General features: G+C 72.1%; 14 protein-coding genes. 9 read left to right on the top strand and 5 right to left on the bottom strand.

Annotated elements, in window-relative coordinates:
* Positions 1-6 precede the first annotated feature (6 nt).
* The 7 genes from OG943_RS45690 (at position 7) to OG943_RS45660 (ending at position 7,342) form a co-directional block, all read left to right on the top strand.
* Positions 7-1,008 carry an ABC transporter substrate-binding protein gene (locus OG943_RS45690; protein WP_328607100.1) on the top strand — a complete coding sequence of 334 codons (1,002 nt, stop codon included), beginning with the start codon at positions 7-9 and terminating at the stop codon, positions 1,006-1,008.
* A 136-nt stretch (positions 1,009-1,144) separates the two neighbouring features.
* Positions 1,145-2,212 (top strand): sensor histidine kinase, encoded by a 1,068-nt coding sequence (locus OG943_RS45685; protein ID WP_328607099.1) that lies wholly within the window; start codon positions 1,145-1,147, stop codon positions 2,210-2,212.
* Positions 2,209-2,964, top strand: coding sequence for a LytR/AlgR family response regulator transcription factor (locus OG943_RS45680; RefSeq protein WP_328607098.1), 756 nt, complete (start codon positions 2,209-2,211; stop codon positions 2,962-2,964). The genes OG943_RS45685 and OG943_RS45680 overlap by 4 nt, the downstream gene beginning before the upstream one ends.
* A gap of 52 nt (positions 2,965-3,016) precedes the next feature.
* Positions 3,017-3,376 carry a hypothetical protein gene (locus tag OG943_RS45675; RefSeq protein WP_328607097.1) on the top strand — a complete coding sequence of 120 codons (360 nt, stop codon included), beginning with the start codon at positions 3,017-3,019 and terminating at the stop codon, positions 3,374-3,376.
* Between the two features lie 160 nt (positions 3,377-3,536).
* Positions 3,537-5,282 (top strand): sodium/solute symporter, encoded by a 1,746-nt coding sequence (locus OG943_RS45670; RefSeq protein ID WP_328612347.1) that lies wholly within the window; start codon positions 3,537-3,539, stop codon positions 5,280-5,282.
* A 72-nt stretch (positions 5,283-5,354) separates the two neighbouring features.
* Positions 5,355-5,714: a DUF485 domain-containing protein gene (locus OG943_RS45665; RefSeq protein ID WP_328607096.1), complete on the top strand. Its 360-nt coding sequence runs from the start codon at positions 5,355-5,357 to the stop codon at positions 5,712-5,714.
* Positions 5,711-7,342, top strand: coding sequence for a solute symporter family protein (locus tag OG943_RS45660; RefSeq protein ID WP_328607095.1), 1,632 nt, complete (start codon positions 5,711-5,713; stop codon positions 7,340-7,342). The genes OG943_RS45665 and OG943_RS45660 overlap by 4 nt, the downstream gene beginning before the upstream one ends.
* A gap of 63 nt (positions 7,343-7,405) precedes the next feature.
* Here the strand turns inward: OG943_RS45660 and OG943_RS45655 are convergent, their stop codons facing one another.
* A complete protein-coding gene (locus tag OG943_RS45655; protein WP_328607094.1) occupies positions 7,406-8,149 on the bottom strand; it encodes an isocitrate lyase/PEP mutase family protein in 744 nt (247 codons plus the stop codon).
* Positions 8,146-8,610 (bottom strand): carboxymuconolactone decarboxylase family protein, encoded by a 465-nt coding sequence (locus OG943_RS45650; RefSeq protein WP_328607093.1) that lies wholly within the window; start codon positions 8,608-8,610, stop codon positions 8,146-8,148. The genes OG943_RS45655 and OG943_RS45650 overlap by 4 nt, the downstream gene beginning before the upstream one ends.
* Positions 8,611-8,656: 46 nt before the next feature.
* Here OG943_RS45650 and pdxR point away from each other — a divergent pair, with 46 nt between their 5' ends.
* The gene (gene pdxR / locus OG943_RS45645; protein WP_328607092.1) at positions 8,657-10,042 is read left to right on the top strand and encodes a MocR-like pyridoxine biosynthesis transcription factor PdxR; all 1,386 of its coding nucleotides are present in this window, start codon (positions 8,657-8,659) and stop codon (positions 10,040-10,042) included.
* Positions 10,043-10,133: 91 nt separating this feature from the next.
* On the opposite strand, the gene OG943_RS45640 is transcribed toward pdxR, so the two are convergent.
* On the bottom strand, positions 10,134-10,877 hold the full coding sequence (locus OG943_RS45640; protein WP_328607091.1) for a peptidylprolyl isomerase: 744 nt from the start codon (positions 10,875-10,877) through the stop codon (positions 10,134-10,136).
* Between the two features lie 135 nt (positions 10,878-11,012).
* Here OG943_RS45640 and OG943_RS45635 point away from each other — a divergent pair, with 135 nt between their 5' ends.
* On the top strand, positions 11,013-12,029 hold the full coding sequence (locus OG943_RS45635; RefSeq protein WP_328607090.1) for a trypsin-like serine peptidase: 1,017 nt from the start codon (positions 11,013-11,015) through the stop codon (positions 12,027-12,029).
* Between the two features lie 89 nt (positions 12,030-12,118).
* Here OG943_RS45635 and meaB read toward each other — a convergent pair whose 3' ends face one another.
* Together meaB and OG943_RS45625 are read right to left on the bottom strand one after the other, a co-directional pair.
* Entirely contained in the window at positions 12,119-13,084 is a 966-nt protein-coding gene (gene meaB, locus OG943_RS45630; protein ID WP_328607089.1) for a methylmalonyl Co-A mutase-associated GTPase MeaB, read from the bottom strand.
* Positions 13,085-13,088: 4 nt separating this feature from the next.
* Entirely contained in the window at positions 13,089-14,276 is a 1,188-nt protein-coding gene (locus OG943_RS45625) for an acetyl-CoA C-acetyltransferase (protein ID WP_328607088.1), read from the bottom strand.
* Positions 14,277-14,360 lie beyond the last annotated feature (84 nt).

The raw sequence follows: 14,360 nt of genomic DNA, 5'->3' as shown, positions 1-14,360 counted from the left end.
TTGAAGATGAAGCTGAGCAAGACCCTGATCACCGCCGGCATACTGGCCTCGACCGCTTCGCTGGTGGCCGCGTGCGGCCAGGGCCAGGTGGGCCAGAGCAGCAGCGGCTCCGGCGGCACGTCGAACACGGCGAACAGCAAGAAGCTCGCGCTGGTGCCGGGCGTGCAGGCCGAGCCGTTCTACATCTCGATGCAGTGCGCCGCGCAGGACGAGGCCAAGAAGCTGGGCTACGACCTGACCACGCAGGCGCCGCAGATGTTCGACGCGGCGATGCAGACCACGATCGTCAACGCGCTGGGCTCCAACCCGCCGGCCGCGCTGCTCGTCACGCCGACCGACGACAAGGCGATGCTCGCGCCGATCCAGCAGGTGAAGAACCGCGGCACGAAGATCGTCGAGGTGGACACCTCGCTCCAGGACAAGAGTGTCGCGGTGTCGTCCATCTCCTCGGACAACACCGAGGGCGGCAAGCTGGCCGCGCAGACGCTGGCGAAGCTGGCCGGTGGCAAGGCGGGCTCGGTGCTGATCCTCGACACCATCGCGGGCACGTCGACCACGGCCGCGCGCGCCAAGGGCTTCGAGGAAGAGCTGAAGAACCACCCGAACCTCAAGTCGGCGGGCATCCAGTTCACCCAGAACGAGCCCGACCAGGCGGCGGCCAAGGTGACCGCGGCGCTGGCCTCGACCCCGGACCTGATCGGCGTCTTCGCCACCAACCTGAACACCGGTGAGGGCGCGGCCACCGGCCTGCGCAACGCGGGCAAGATCGGCCAGGTCAACCTGGTCGGCTTCGACGCCAGCCCGTCCGAAGTGGACGGCCTGCGCAAGGGCGAGTACCAGGCCCTGATCGCCCAGGACCCGGCCTCGATCGGCGTCCAGGGCGTCGACCAGGCGGTGGCCTCGCTGGAGGGCAAGTCGGTGACCCGCAACCTCACCGCGAACCTGCACTCCATCACCAAGGCCGACATGGACGCGAACTCGCAGTACTTCTACAAGCAGAAGTGCTGAGCTGGGACCAGCGCACTTCTCACGTTCAAGGCCGTCAAGGCCTCCTTACCCGCGTGCGGCGCGGGTAAGGAGGCCTTGACGGCGTTCGGGGCTAGGATCGGCTCCCCCAGACACCGTCGCCGAGGGGAGGCCGCCGATGACCGAGGGTGCGCGCCTGCCCTGGCGGCCCGCCGCGGGCGCCGACACCGCGTCCGTGCTGGCCGCGGCCAGGAAGGCCTCCGACGAGCTGATGGACGGGCTCACCGGCGTCCGCGCGCGCCGGGCGACCCACGGGCTGCGGCGGCTGTTCGGCTTCGCCGGGCTCGGCCTCACGGACCTGTCGGGTTCGCTGCTGTGGTCCGGGCGGCCGGGCGCGGACGAGGCCGTCGCCCACGTGCTGGACGAGGTGCTGCACAGCGAGGAGCCGACGTCGGCGGGCGGGGTGGCCGCCGTGCCGCTGCACGTCCACGATGAACTGGCCGGCGCGCTGCTGGTGATCGGCGACCCGCCGGGCGGCGTGCTGCGGCAGGCGGCCGACGTCGTCGTGCAGGCGCTCGAACGCGGTCGCCTGGAAGCCTCCGCCGACCAGGCGGCGCAGGCCGAGCTACGGGCGCTGCGAGCGGAGATGTCGCCGCACTTCGTGTACAACGCGTTGACGGTGATCGCCTCACTGGTCCGCGACGAGCCGGACCGCGCGCGGGACCTGATGCTGGACTTCGCGGACTACACGCGCTACAGCTTGGCGCGCCACGGCGAGTACACCGTGGTGGCCGAGGAGTTCCGCGCGGTGGAGACGTACCTGGCGCTGCAGCGCGCGGTGCTGGGCGAGCGGCTGCGGGTACAGGTGCGGGTGGCGCCGGAGGTGCTGGCCGTCGCGGTGCCGTACCTGGTGCTGGAGCCGCTGGTGGAGAACGCGATCCGGCACGGCATCGAGCCGCGGGCCGGCGCCGGGCTGGTCCAGGTGCACGGGCAGGCGGAAGGGAACGACTGCGTGATCAGCGTGGAGGACGACGGGGTGGGCATGGACCCGGCGCTCGCGGCGGACATCCTCGCGGGGCGCGTCGGGGAAAGCGCCGACGGTGCTGGTGTCGGACTGGCCAATGTGGACAGACGGCTCCGGAACGTCTACGGCGCGTGGTACGGGCTGACCGTCGAGACCGGACTGTCCGCGGGCACCCGGGTGATCGTGCGGGTGCCGAGGTTCCAGCCGGGGGTGCTGCCGTGAGCGGGCTGCGGGTGCTGGCCGTCGACGACCTGCCGCCGGCGCTGGCGGAGCTGTGCCGGATGCTGCGCGAGGCACCGGAGGTCGGGGAGGTCGCCGGGGCCGGGGACGCGCTGCAGGCGGTGAAGCTGTTGCAGGCGGACCGGTTCGACGCGGTGTTCCTGGACATCTCCATGCCGGGCCTCGACGGCCTGGAGCTGGCGTCGTTGCTGGCGAAGCTCTCGGAGCCGCCGGTGATCGTGTTCGTCACGGCGCACGACGGCCACGCCGTGGCGGCGTACGGCCTCGGCGCCGTGGACTACCTGCTGAAGCCGGTCCGCACGGAACGGCTCGCGGCGGCACTGGCGAAGGTGCTGCGGATGGCCCCGAGCGGCCGTCCCCGCCCCGCCCCCGACGCGATGGCCGCCCTGCCGGTCGACTCGGGCGGCCGCACGCGTTACGTCCGCCGCGACGACGTCCTGTTCGTGGAGGCCCACGGCGACTACGTCCGCCTGCACACCCGCGGCGGCGTGCACCTGGTGCGCATGCCCATCTCGCGGCTGGCGGAGTACTGGGAGGGCACCGGTTTCACCCGCGTGCACCGCGGTTTCCTGCTCGCCGTCGCCGGGGTGCTGGAGCTGCGCAGCGACTCCGCGGGCGGGCTGCTGGCCCACACCGAGGCCGGCGACGTCCCGGTGAGCCGCCGCCACGCCCGCGACCTGCGTGACCGGCTGCTGGAAGCGGCGCAACGAGGCCAGCTGGGATCGGACTCGTGAGTGTTTATGCCGGTTCTAACCGGCATAAACACTCACGAGTCCTGGTGGCGCGGTGAGCCGGACACGGCGAGTCGCCGTCACGAGCCCGCAGACGCGACTGGCCCGTTCGCGGCGACAGGCGCGCGGGCGTTGGCGCATGCCCCGGCTGCAGGTGGCCGACGCCGAGCGCGCGGCGGTCCTCTACCGCGCCCAGCGGCGGCGCGGGATCCCCGCGCTGGTGGCGATGTTCGTGCTCGTGCTGGGACTGCCCGTGGTCTTCGCGGCGGCACCGGGCCTCGACGACGTGCGGTTGTGGGGAATCCCGTTGTCCTGGTTGATGATCGCGCTGCTGCCGTACCCGGTGATGGTCGTGCTGGCCCGCTGGCAGCTCCGCCGGGCCGAGGACGCCGAACGCCCCGAGGACGAGCGATGACGCCCCCGCCCGCCGCGCCCCAATGTGGCGTTCGGTGCGTCCAGCGCACCGAACGCCACATTGGGTGCGTCCAACGCAACCAACGCCACATTGGGGCGTATCAAGGCGACCACCCGGCCGGGGCGCGCCAAGGGAGATCGCGCCAGTGGAGATCGAGCTAGTGGAGATCGCGCTCGCGGTGGCGCCCGTGGTGCTCGTGACGCTGCTCATCGGCGTGCGCGGGGTCGCCGCGATGCGGACGACGTCGGACTTCCTGGTCGCCTCACGGCGGATCTCGCCGTTCGTGAACTCCGCCGCGGTGTCGGGTGAGTACCTGTCCGCCGCGTCGTTCCTCGGGGTGGCCGGGCTGGTGGTGAAGGACGGCGTCGGCGCGCTCTGGTACCCCGTCGGGTTCACTGCGGGGTACATCGCGATGCTCGTGCTCGTCGCGGCGCCCATGCGGCGCTCCGGCGCGCTGACCGTGCCCGACTTCGCCGAGGCGCGCCTGGCCTCTCCCGCGTTGCGACGGCTGGCCGCGGTGGTGGTGCTGGTGATCGGCACGATCTACGTGGTCCCGCAGTTCCGCACGGCCGGGCTGGTGCTCACCGCGGTCGGCGCCACGCCGTACTGGGTCGGCGTGGTCATCGCGGGCACGGCCGTGAGTGTCACCCTCGCGCTCGGCGGGATGCGCGCGGCGACGTACGTGCAGGCGTTCCAGTTCTTCCTGAAGCTGGTGCTGTTCCTCGTCCCCGCGCTCTGGCTCGTGCTGCACGTCAGCGCGACGGACCGCGACGCCGCCCTCAACCCGGTCGAGTTCACGCACTTCGGGCGCGAGACCCCGGTCGAGTTCCAGGCCGACGTCACGCTGGTGCTGCGCGAGCCGACCACCCTCCTCACCGACGGCAAACCCGGCCTCGTCCCGCCCGGCGAGCTCACGGCCCACAGCGGGGAACGGCTGGTGTTCGCCGCGGGCGCACCGGTCCCGGCCGTGCGCGGCGGCGCGGCGCTCGGCGGGCCGGACTGGCAACGGCCGCTGCTCGACCTCGACGACAAGGGCTACCCGCTGCTCGGCACGTGGGCCGTCCTCATCGCCACGATGCTCGGCACGATGGGCCTGCCCCACGTGCTGATGCGCTTCAACACCAGCCCGGACGGCCGCGCCGCCCGCCGCACCGCGGCCATCACCGTCGCGCTGCTCGGGGTGTTCTACCTCTTCCCCGGCGTCTACGGCGTGCTCGGCCGGGTGCTCGTGCCCGAGCTGTACCTCTCCGGCGCGACCGACACCGTGGTCGTCGCGCTCCCGGCCCAGGTCGACCACGGCTGGGCCGGCCAGCTGTTCACCGCGCTGCTCACCGCGGGCGCGTTCGCCGCGTTCCTCGCGACGTCACTGGGCCTGCTGCTGGTGATGTCCGGCGCGCTCGCCTACGACCTGATGGCCGGCGGCCTGCGGCGCCTGCGCGTGACGGTGGTGTTCGTCGCCGTCGCGATGGTCCTGCTCGCGCTCCCCTCCGCGGGCCTCGACGCCGGGGTGCTGGTGACGTGGGGCTTCACCGTGGCCGCCTCGACGTTCTGCCCGCTGCTGGTGCTCGGCATCTGGTGGCCGCGGCTCACCGCGGCCGGCGCGATCAGCGGCGTGCTCGCCGGGCTGCTCGGCTCGTCCGGCTCGATCCTGTTCGCGCTCGCCGGGCCGGAACTGCACGGCTGGGTGGCGATCTTGGTCGCGCAACCGGCACCCTGGTCGGTACCGGTCGCGTTCGGCGTGATGGCCGCGGTCTCGCTGCGCGGGCGGCCGGCGGCCTGGGCCGGGGCGGCGATGCTCCGCCTGCACCTCGACGAGCGCGAGCGCGGTCCGGAGCCGCCCCATTCGGCCGCGCCCGCGTACCGCTCGTCAACCGTTCGTCGTGTCGCCCGGCGTTTGAGCCGCTGACGGTTCCTCCCGCCGTGTCCGGCTCCCTACTGTGGCGCAGACCACATTCGCAGCGTCGCGAGGGAGAAGCCCATGACCGCAGGCGACACCGAGGCGACCGGCGGGCCGCCGGACGCGGACTGGGAGCAGGTGCAGCAGAGCGCCGAGTTCCGGGAGCTGCGCGGGCGGCTGCGGCGGTTCGTCTTCCCGATGGCCGGGCTGTTCCTCGCCTGGTACCTGCTGTACGTGCTGCTGGCGGACTACGCGCACGGGTTCATGAGCACCAAGCTGGCCGGGAACTTCACCGTCGGCCTGCTGTTCGGCCTGCTGCAGTTCGTCTCCACGTTCCTCATCACGTGGCTGTATGTCCGCTACGCCAACCGGAAGCTGGACCCGCTGTCCGACCGGATCCGTGAGGACATCGAGCACCCGGCCGCGAAGGAGTCCGAATGACCACGCTGGCGGCCGGCGTCGAGGGCAGCAACCCGACGCTGAACATCATCATCTTCGCCGTGTTCGTGCTGATCACGCTCGTGATCGTGTTCCGCGCGAGCCGCAACAGCAAAACCGCCTCGGACTACTACGCCGCCGGGCGCGCGTTCACCGGCCCGCAGAACGGCATCGCGATCTCCGGCGACTACCTGTCGGCCGCGTCGTTCCTCGGCATCGCCGGCGCCATCGCGGTCTACGGCTACGACGGCTTCCTCTACTCGATCGGCTTCCTGGTCGCGTGGCTGGTGGCGCTGCTGCTCGTCGCGGAGCTGCTGCGCAACACCGGCCGGTTCACCATGGGCGACGTGCTGGCGTTCCGGATGAAGCAGCGGCCCGTGCGCGCCGCCGCGGCCATCTCGACGCTCGTGGTGTCGTTCTTCTACCTGCTGGCGCAGATGTCCGGCGCGGGCGGCCTGGTCGCGCTGCTGCTGGGCATCGAGGGCAAGGCCGCGCAGTCCGTGGTCATCGCCGTGGTCGGCGTGATCATGATCGCCTACGTGCTGATCGGCGGTATGAAGGGCACCACCTGGGTGCAGATCATCAAGGCCGCGCTGCTGATCATCGGCGCGCTCGCGATGACGCTGTGGGTGCTGGGCAAGTACGGCTTCAACTTCTCCGACCTGCTGCAGGGCGCCGTCGACAAGGCGGGCAAGGCCGGCGAGACGCTGCTCGGGCCGGGCAAGCAGTACGGCGCCACCGGAACGTCCAAACTGGACTTCTTCTCGCTCGGCATCGCGCTGGTGCTCGGCACCGCGGGCCTGCCCCACGTGCTGATGCGCTTCTACACCGTGCCGACGGCGCGTGAGGCCCGCCGTTCGGTGGTCTGGGCGATCGTGCTGATCGGCGTGTTCTACCTGTTCACGCTGGTGCTCGGCTACGGCGCCGGCGCGCTGGTCGGGCCGGACGAGATCAAGGCCGCGCCCGGCGGCGTCAACTCGGCCGCGCCGCTGCTGGCGCTGGAACTCGGCGGCCCGGTGCTGCTGGGGCTGATCTCCGCCATCGCGTTCGCCACGATCCTCGCGGTGGTGGCCGGGCTGACGATCACCGCGTCGGCCTCCTTCGCCCACGACGTGTACACGAACGTCCTCAAGAAGGGCAAGACGCGGCCGGGCTCGGAGGTCCGCGTCGCGCGGATCACCGCGCTGGTGATCGGCGCCGTCGCGATCCTCGGCGGCATCCTGGCCAACGGGCAGAACGTCGCCTTCCTGGTGGCGCTGGCGTTCGCCGTCGCCGCGTCGGCGAACCTGCCGACGATCCTGTACTCGCTGTTCTGGAAGCGGTTCAACACCCAGGGCGCGCTGTGGAGCATCTACGGCGGCCTGATCATCACCCTCGTGCTGATCATCTTCTCGCCCGCGGTCTCCGGGAAGCCGATCGACGCGAAGACGGGCAAGAGCGCGTCGATGCTCCAGGGCGTGGACTTCCACTGGTTCCCGCTCGACAACCCGGGCCTGGTCTCGATCCCGATCGCGTTTTTCCTCGGCTGGCTCGGCACCGTGCTGTCGAAGGAGCACAACGCGGCGAAGTACGCGGAGATGGAGGTGCGGTCCCTGACCGGCGCGGGCGCCGAGAAGGCCACCGAGCACTGAGCCACCGAAGTCCGTTAAGGCCTCCTTACCCGCGTCGGACGCGGGTAAGGAGGCCTTAACGGTTCAGTAAGGCAGCCGCCCCGCGGCAATACCGCCGAGGACGTCCTGCAGCACGCCGCGCAGATGCCGCCACAGCCCCGTGCCCAGGGAAATCCGCGCCACCCCCAGGTCGGCGAGTGCGGAGAGCCCCGGGCCGCCAGGGAAAGCGGCAGCGTTCACCGGGCCACCGACCTGGCGGACGAACTCGCCGAGCAGTTCGGGCGAGCGCACCAGGATCGGGTACACGCAGTCCGCGCCCGCCTCGAGGTAGGCGCGGCCGCGGGCCACAGCGTCGTCGAACACGGCCGCTTCGTCGGGCACGCCGAGGAACGAGTCGACGCGCGCGTTGAGCACCAGCTCGTCACCCGCGGCCTTGCGCAGTTCCGTGATGCGCGCGGCCTGCTCGTCGAACGGCCGACGCCGGCCACCGGCCGAGTGATCGGTGTCCTCGTAGTTGCACCCGGCCACGCCGATCTCCAGCAGCCGGCCCGCGAGGTCGGCCGGCGCCAGGCCGTACCCGGACTCCGCGTCGACGGTCACCGGCACGGACACCGCGCCGACGATCCGCGCGGCGGCGGCGAGCATGTCGGCCACCGGCGCGCCCTCGCCGTCCGGGTGGCCGAGCACCGCCGCGACAGCCGCGGAACTCGTTGCCACCACAGGGAAACCGGCCTCGACGACGAGTCGTGCGGAGTCGGCGTCCCAGGCGTTCGGCAGCACCAGCGGGCGTCCCGGAACGTGCAGCGCCCGCAGTGCGCCGGCGCTCACGCGGTGCGGTCCGGCAGCGGCGAATGGCTGGGGACCGCGATGCGGTTCCACGAGTTGATCGTGATGATCGCCCACGCGATCACCCGGTACTGCTCTTCGGTGAACACCCGGACGGCCTCGGCGTAGACGTCCTCCGGCACGTCCTTGGCGTCGGCGATCCGCGTCATCGACTCGGTCAGCGCCAGCGCCGCGCGCTCCTGCTCGGTGTACAGCTCCGTCTCGCGCCAGGCGTCGAGCACGAAGATCCGCCGGGGCGACTCGCCCATGCCGATGGAGTCGTGGGTGTGCATGTCGAGGCAGAAGGCGCAGCCGTTGATCTGCGACGTGCGGATCTTCACCAGCTCCAGCAGCTTCCCGTCGACCCCGGCGTTCGCGGCCGCTTTGTCGACCTCGCCCTGCAGGTGGGCCATGGCCTGGTAGATCCCGGGCACTCCGCGCCCGATCGCGATGCGTTTTGTCATGTCTTCAACGCTAACCCAAACTGGTCCACGAGTATGGTCCAGTGTCATGGCAGAAACGTGGTCCAGTTCGGGCATCGACGTGCACCTCGACTGGCGGCCGGACACGGGCCGGCCGGGACTCGCGGACGCGATCCGCGCCGCCATCCGGTCGGGGCGCTGGCACCCGGGCGCGGCGGTCCCGTCCACGCGCGCGCTGGCGGCCGACCTCGGCGTCGCGAGGGGGACCGTCACGCGCGTGTACGCCGACCTCGCCGCCGAGGGGTACCTGCACACCCTGCAGGGCGCGCCCACCCGCGTCGCCACAGCCGGGACGCTGCCGCAGTCCGCGCCCCAGCCCGTCCCGCACGAGCCGGCGCCGCGCTGGGACCTGCGCCCTGGCCGGCCGGACCTGACGATGTTCCCCCGCGCCGACTGGCAGGCCGCCAGCCGCAAAGCCCTGCAGCACACGGCCGCGGCCGACTTCGGCTATCGGGCCGAGCTGGGCGCGCCCGAACTGCGGGCCGCGCTGGCGGGTTACCTCTCCCGCAGCCGCGGGGTGCTCGCCGATCCGGAACGGACCGTGGTGTGCTGCGGTTTCTCGCACGCGGTCGCCTTGCTCGCCCGGGTGCTGCGGGAACGCGGGGTGACCGAAACGGCCTTCGAGAACCCGTCGCTGAGCATCTACCGCGACATCGCCACCGCGAACGGGCTACGGGTCCGGCCGGTGGACGTCGACGCGCACGGGCTTCGAGTGTCCGAACTGGACAGTCCCGCCGTCGTCGTCACCGCCGCGCACCAGTTCCCGATGGGCGTCGCGCTCGCGCCCGAGCGGCGGGCGGCGCTGACCCGCTGGGCCCACGAGACCGGCGCGATCGTCGTGGAGGACGACTACGACGGCGAGTTCCGCTTCGACCGCCAGCAGATCGGCGCGTTACAAGCATTGGCGCCCGAGCACGTCGTCTACGCGGGCACGGCGAGCAAGACGCTGGCGCCCGCGCTGAGGCTGGCCTGGCTGGTGCTGCCGCGGGCATTGGTCGAGCCGGTCCGCGCGGCGGTGGTCGACAGCGGCGCGCGGCCGCCCCTGCTCGACCAGCTCGCGCTGGCCGAGCTGATCTCCTCGGGCGCTTACGACCGGCACGTCCGCCGGTCCCGGGCGGAGTACCGGGCCCGGCGCGACCGGCTGCTCGCCGCGCTGCCCGGCACCGTCCGTCCACAAGGGATCGCCGCCGGCCTGCACCTGCTGCTCATGCTGGACGGTGCGGACAGCCCGACCGAGACCGAGGTGCTGGCCGCGTGCCGCCGCCGGTCCATCGGCATCGAGGGCCTCGACCCGTGCTGGCACGGCGAACGCGGGCCGGGCGGGGTGATCGCCGGGTACAGCGCCCCGGCCGGCCACGCGTTCGCGGGCGCCACCCAGGCCCTGGTCGAGGCCTTGTGGGAGGTCACCTCCTGAGCCTGGATCAGGGCCTGGCCGAATGCGCCCCAATGTGGCGTTCGGTGCGTCCAACGCAACCAACGCCGCATTGGGGCGCTTCAGAGTCAGCTCAGCCGCAGAACAGGCAGAGCGGGAGGACGTGGCGCAGCTCGGTGGTGCGCACCGGCGTGCCGTCGACGGGCGTGGTGCCCGGCGGGGTGTCCGCGTCCGGCTTGATGCCGCCCGCCGCGACCTTGTCCAGCGTGCGCAGGCCGGGGGCGCCGACCGTGCCGAAGACGGTGTAGTTGGGCAGCAGCGTGGAATCGCCGTAGACGACGAAGAACTGCGAGCCGTTGGTGTCCGGGCCGGCGTTCGCCATGGCCAGCAGGCCGCGCGAGTAGATCCGGCGCTGGCCGGTCGGGTCGTTCGGCGCGGGCGGCAGCGTCGTCGGCAGCTCGTCGCCGAACTTGTACCCGGGACCGCCCTCGCCGGTGGCCGACGGGTCGCCGCACTGCAGCACCTTCAGCGTCGGGTACGCCGTGAGCCGGTGGCAGGTGGTGAAGTCGAAGTACCGCTGGGTGGCCAGGTGCACGAAGCTCTGCACGGTGCACGGCGCCTGCGCGCGGTCCAGCCGCAGCGGCAGCGAGCCCTGGCTGGTGGAGACCAGGACGTCCACCTTGCCGTGGTCCGGGGTGTGCCGCGGGTCCGGCGGCAGCGAGACGGGCCGGACCGCGGGGTCGTCCGGCGTCTCGGTGTACTGGCACGGACCGTGCGTGACCTTCGGCGGCGCGGTGGCAGTGGCCGCGGTGGCCGCGGGCGTGACCGCGGCGAACAGCGCGCCGACCGCCAGCGCGGTGACGAGGACTCTCTTCATGCGATGCCTTTCCGATGATCCCCAGTAGCAGATCCGCAGTATAGGAACGCCCGCGCCGGCACGGCAGCCCGCGAAAGTCGCGGATGCTCATCGGACGCTGACCAGCGCCTGACAACTTCTCCCTAGCGTGCCGGTATGTCGATCATCCGCCTACGCGCCGTGCTGCTCGCCGGCGCCGCCGTGCTCTTCTCGGTGGGAGCCGTGACCCCTGCCTCCGCCGCCGCGTCGGACGTCGCCACCAGCGACCTCGCCGTGACGGCCGCCCAGCAGAAGGCCGTACTGGACTACTGGACCCCCGAGCGGATCAAGGCGCTCACGCAGCCGTCGTCGGACAACCCGCCGAAAGCCGCCGCCGACGGCGCGCCGTGGACCGGCCCGGCCGCGACCTTCGGCCGGCTCTTCTTCACCGACCACGGCGAGGACTCCAGCTGCACGGCGACGGTGGTCCGCAGCGCCAACCGCAGCACCGTCGTCACGGCCGGGCACTGCGTCGAAAACACCGACCTGCTCGGCGAAAACCCGGCCTGGAACGCCAATTCCCTCTTCATCCCCGGCTACCACGACGGCCAGGCGCCGTACGGGAAGTTCGTCGGCCGGCTCGGCGTCGCCGACCAGACCTGGCTCGCGAACGACCAGCAGAACGCGGCGAAGTTCGATGCCTACGACCAAGCCTTTGTGGCGCTGAACCCGAACGAGGCGGGCCAGCCCGTCGAAGACGCCGTGGGCGCGGCCCAGAAGATCGGCTTCGACACACCGGGCGACGCCGACGTCTACCAGTTCGGCTACCCGCGTGCGGCGTCCGACCCGGCGCGCGAGGGCTTGCCCGAGTACATCGGCGAACGCCTCGCCTTCTGCCACGGCCCCGCGAAGCACTACCCGGGCACCGCGGACTACCCCGACTCGCCCGATGAATGGGGCACCGCGTGCGTGATGGGCGGCGGCTCCAGCGGCGGCCCGCGCCTGCGTGATTTCGACCCTGCTACCGGTTCGGGCACCGTCGTCGGCGACAACACTCACGCGGGTTTCTTCGACGCCGCAGGGAAAGTCTGCCCCTCGGACGCCACCGAGAACTGCACCCGTCACCTGGTGGGACCGCAGTTCAGCGCGACGATAACCCAGCCGCTCTACGAACGGGCCCAGTCGGCCCACTGACAGCGGCGCGGGTCCCTGAAGGCCACCTTGAGGGCATGTACGTCCCTGAAGGTGGCCTTCAGGGACCGCGGCGAGCAAGCATGTCCGGGTCAATAACCCCGCAAGTCGGCGATCAAAGCCTCCGCCGCGGCGAACGGGTCCAGTTCACGGGCGACCACGCGGTCGGCGAGGCCGGCCAGCCGGTCGCCGTCGCGGAGGTCGGCCAGTTCGGCGCGCAGGCGGCGCAGCGCGATGGCCTCCACCTCGTCGCGGGCGCGGGCCGCGCGGCGGCGGGCGAGTTCGCCGTGGGCCGTCAGCCAGGCATGGTGCGAATCCAGCGCCGCGACGACCTCGGCGGCGCCCTCGCCCTTCGACGCGATGGTCCGCACGATCGGCTGCCGCCAGCTCGGGCCGCGCAGTTCGCGGCGGGCCAGGGAGATCATCTGTTTCAGGTCGTGCACCGTCGCCTCGGCGCCGTCGCGGTCGGCTTTGTTGACCACGAACACGTCCGCGATCTCCAGCACCCCCGCCTTCGCCGCCTGGATGCCGTCGCCCATGCCGGGCGCGAGCAGGACCACGGTGGTGTCAGCCAGTTTCACGACGTCCACTTCGGACTGACCGACCCCGACGGTCTCGATCAGCACCACGTCGAAGCCCGCCGCGTCGAGCACGCGCACGGCCTGCGGCGTCGCCCAGGACAGGCCGCCGAGGTGGCCGCGGGTGGCCATCGAGCGGATGAACACCCCGGGGTCGGTCGCGTGCTCGGTCATCCGGATCCGGTCGCCCAGCAGGGCCCCGCCGGAAAACGGCGAGGACGGGTCGATCGCCAGCACCCCGACCCGCAGGCCCGCCGACCGTAACGCCGTGAGCAGCGCGGACGTTGATGTCGACTTGCCGACACCGGGCGGGCCGGTCAGGCCGACCACCCGCGCGTTGCCGGTGTGCGGCGTCAACAGGCGGGCGATGTCCGCGACCCGCGGCGAGGCGTCCTCGACCAGCGAGATCAACCGGGCGACCGCGCGCGGCTGTCCTTCGCGCGCGCGGCCGACCAGCTCGTCGAGATCGGGTGCAGCCAACCCTTTACGCCGAGGGGACGCGCAGCAGCAGGGCGTCGCCCTGGCCGCCGCCACCGCACAGCGCGGCCGCGCCGAGCCCGCCACCGCGGCGGCGCAGCTCGTGCACCAGGTGCACGGCGAGCCGCGCGCCGGACGCGCCGATCGGGTGCCCCAGCGCGATGGCGCCGCCGTTGACGTTCACCTTCGCCGGGTCCAGGCCCAGCTTCTCGGCCGAGACCACGCCGACGGCGGCGAACGCCTCGTTGATCTCGACCAGATCGAGGTCGCTCACGTCCAGCTTGGCCTTGGCCAGTGCCTTGCGGATCGCGTTGGACGGCTGCTCGTGCAGCGAAGCGTCCGGGCCGGCGACAACACCGTGCGCGCCGATCTCGGCCAGCGGCGTGAGGCCCAGCTCCGCGGCCTTCTCCGCGCTGGCGACGACCACCGCGGCCGCGCCGTCGGAGATCTGCGACGAAGTGCCGGCCGTGATCGTGCCGTCGGAGGCGAACGCCGGGCGCAGCCGGCCGAGGCTCTCGACGGTGGTGTCGGCGCGGACGCCCTCGTCGGCGCTGAACAGCACCGGGTCGCCCTTGCGCTGCGGGATCGAAACCGGCGCGATCTCCTCGCGGAAGAACCCGGCCTCGATCGCCGCCGCGGCGCGCTGGTGCGAACGCGCGGAGAACTCGTCCTGCTGCTCGCGGGTGACGCCGTAGCGGACGTTGTGCTTCTCCGTCGACGCGCCCATGGCGACCTGGTCGAAGGCGCAGAACAGGCCGTCGTGGGCCATGTGGTCGAGCATCGTCACGTCGCCGTACTTGAAGCCGCCGCGGGATTTCGGCAGCAGGTGCGGCGCCTGCGTCATCGATTCCTGGCCGCCCGCGACGACGAGGTCGAACTCGCCGGCGCGGATCAGCTGGTCGGCCAGCGCGATCGCGTCCAGGCCGGAGAGGCAGACCTTGTTGATGGTCAGCGCGGGCACGTCCATCGGGATGCCCGCGGCCACGGCCGCCTGCCGCGCCGGGATCTGGCCCGCGCCGGCGGTGAGGACCTGGCCCATGATCGTGTACTGCACCGCGTCCGGGGACACGCCGGCGCGCTCCAGCGCGGCCTTGATCGCGAACCCGCCGAGCTGCGCGCCGGAGAAGTCCTTCAACGAGCCGAGCAGGCGGCCGATCGGAGTACGGGCAGCGCCCAGGATCACGGAACCGGACACGACGTCCTCCAAAGCATCAGTGCACTGGCAGTTCCAGCGACCATACCCGGGCGGAGACGGCCGGCGCGCTTCTTGATGGAGCCA

The sequence above is a fragment of the Amycolatopsis sp. NBC_00345 genome (assembly GCF_036116635.1).
Lineage (GTDB): Bacteria > Actinomycetota > Actinomycetes > Mycobacteriales > Pseudonocardiaceae > Amycolatopsis.
The sequence above is the reverse complement of the archived record's forward strand: the minus strand, read 5'-3'. Positions and strand labels throughout refer to the sequence as shown.

What these genes read in the sequence shown, in the direction of transcription:
- OG943_RS45690 (WP_328607100.1), top strand. Translation starts at nt 7, where the DNA reads ATGAAGCTGAGCAAGACCCTGATCACCGCCGGCATACTGGCCTCGACC.
- OG943_RS45685 (WP_328607099.1), top strand. Translation starts at nt 1,145, where the DNA reads ATGACCGAGGGTGCGCGCCTGCCCTGGCGGCCCGCCGCGGGCGCCGAC.
- OG943_RS45665 (WP_328607096.1), top strand. Translation starts at nt 5,355, where the DNA reads ATGACCGCAGGCGACACCGAGGCGACCGGCGGGCCGCCGGACGCGGAC.
- OG943_RS45660 (WP_328607095.1), top strand. Translation starts at nt 5,711, where the DNA reads ATGACCACGCTGGCGGCCGGCGTCGAGGGCAGCAACCCGACGCTGAAC.
- OG943_RS45650 (WP_328607093.1), bottom strand. Translation starts at nt 8,610, where the DNA reads ATGACAAAACGCATCGCGATCGGGCGCGGAGTGCCCGGGATCTACCAG.
- pdxR (WP_328607092.1), top strand. Translation starts at nt 8,657, where the DNA reads ATGGCAGAAACGTGGTCCAGTTCGGGCATCGACGTGCACCTCGACTGG.
- OG943_RS45640 (WP_328607091.1), bottom strand. Translation starts at nt 10,877, where the DNA reads ATGAAGAGAGTCCTCGTCACCGCGCTGGCGGTCGGCGCGCTGTTCGCC.
- OG943_RS45635 (WP_328607090.1), top strand. Translation starts at nt 11,013, where the DNA reads ATGTCGATCATCCGCCTACGCGCCGTGCTGCTCGCCGGCGCCGCCGTG.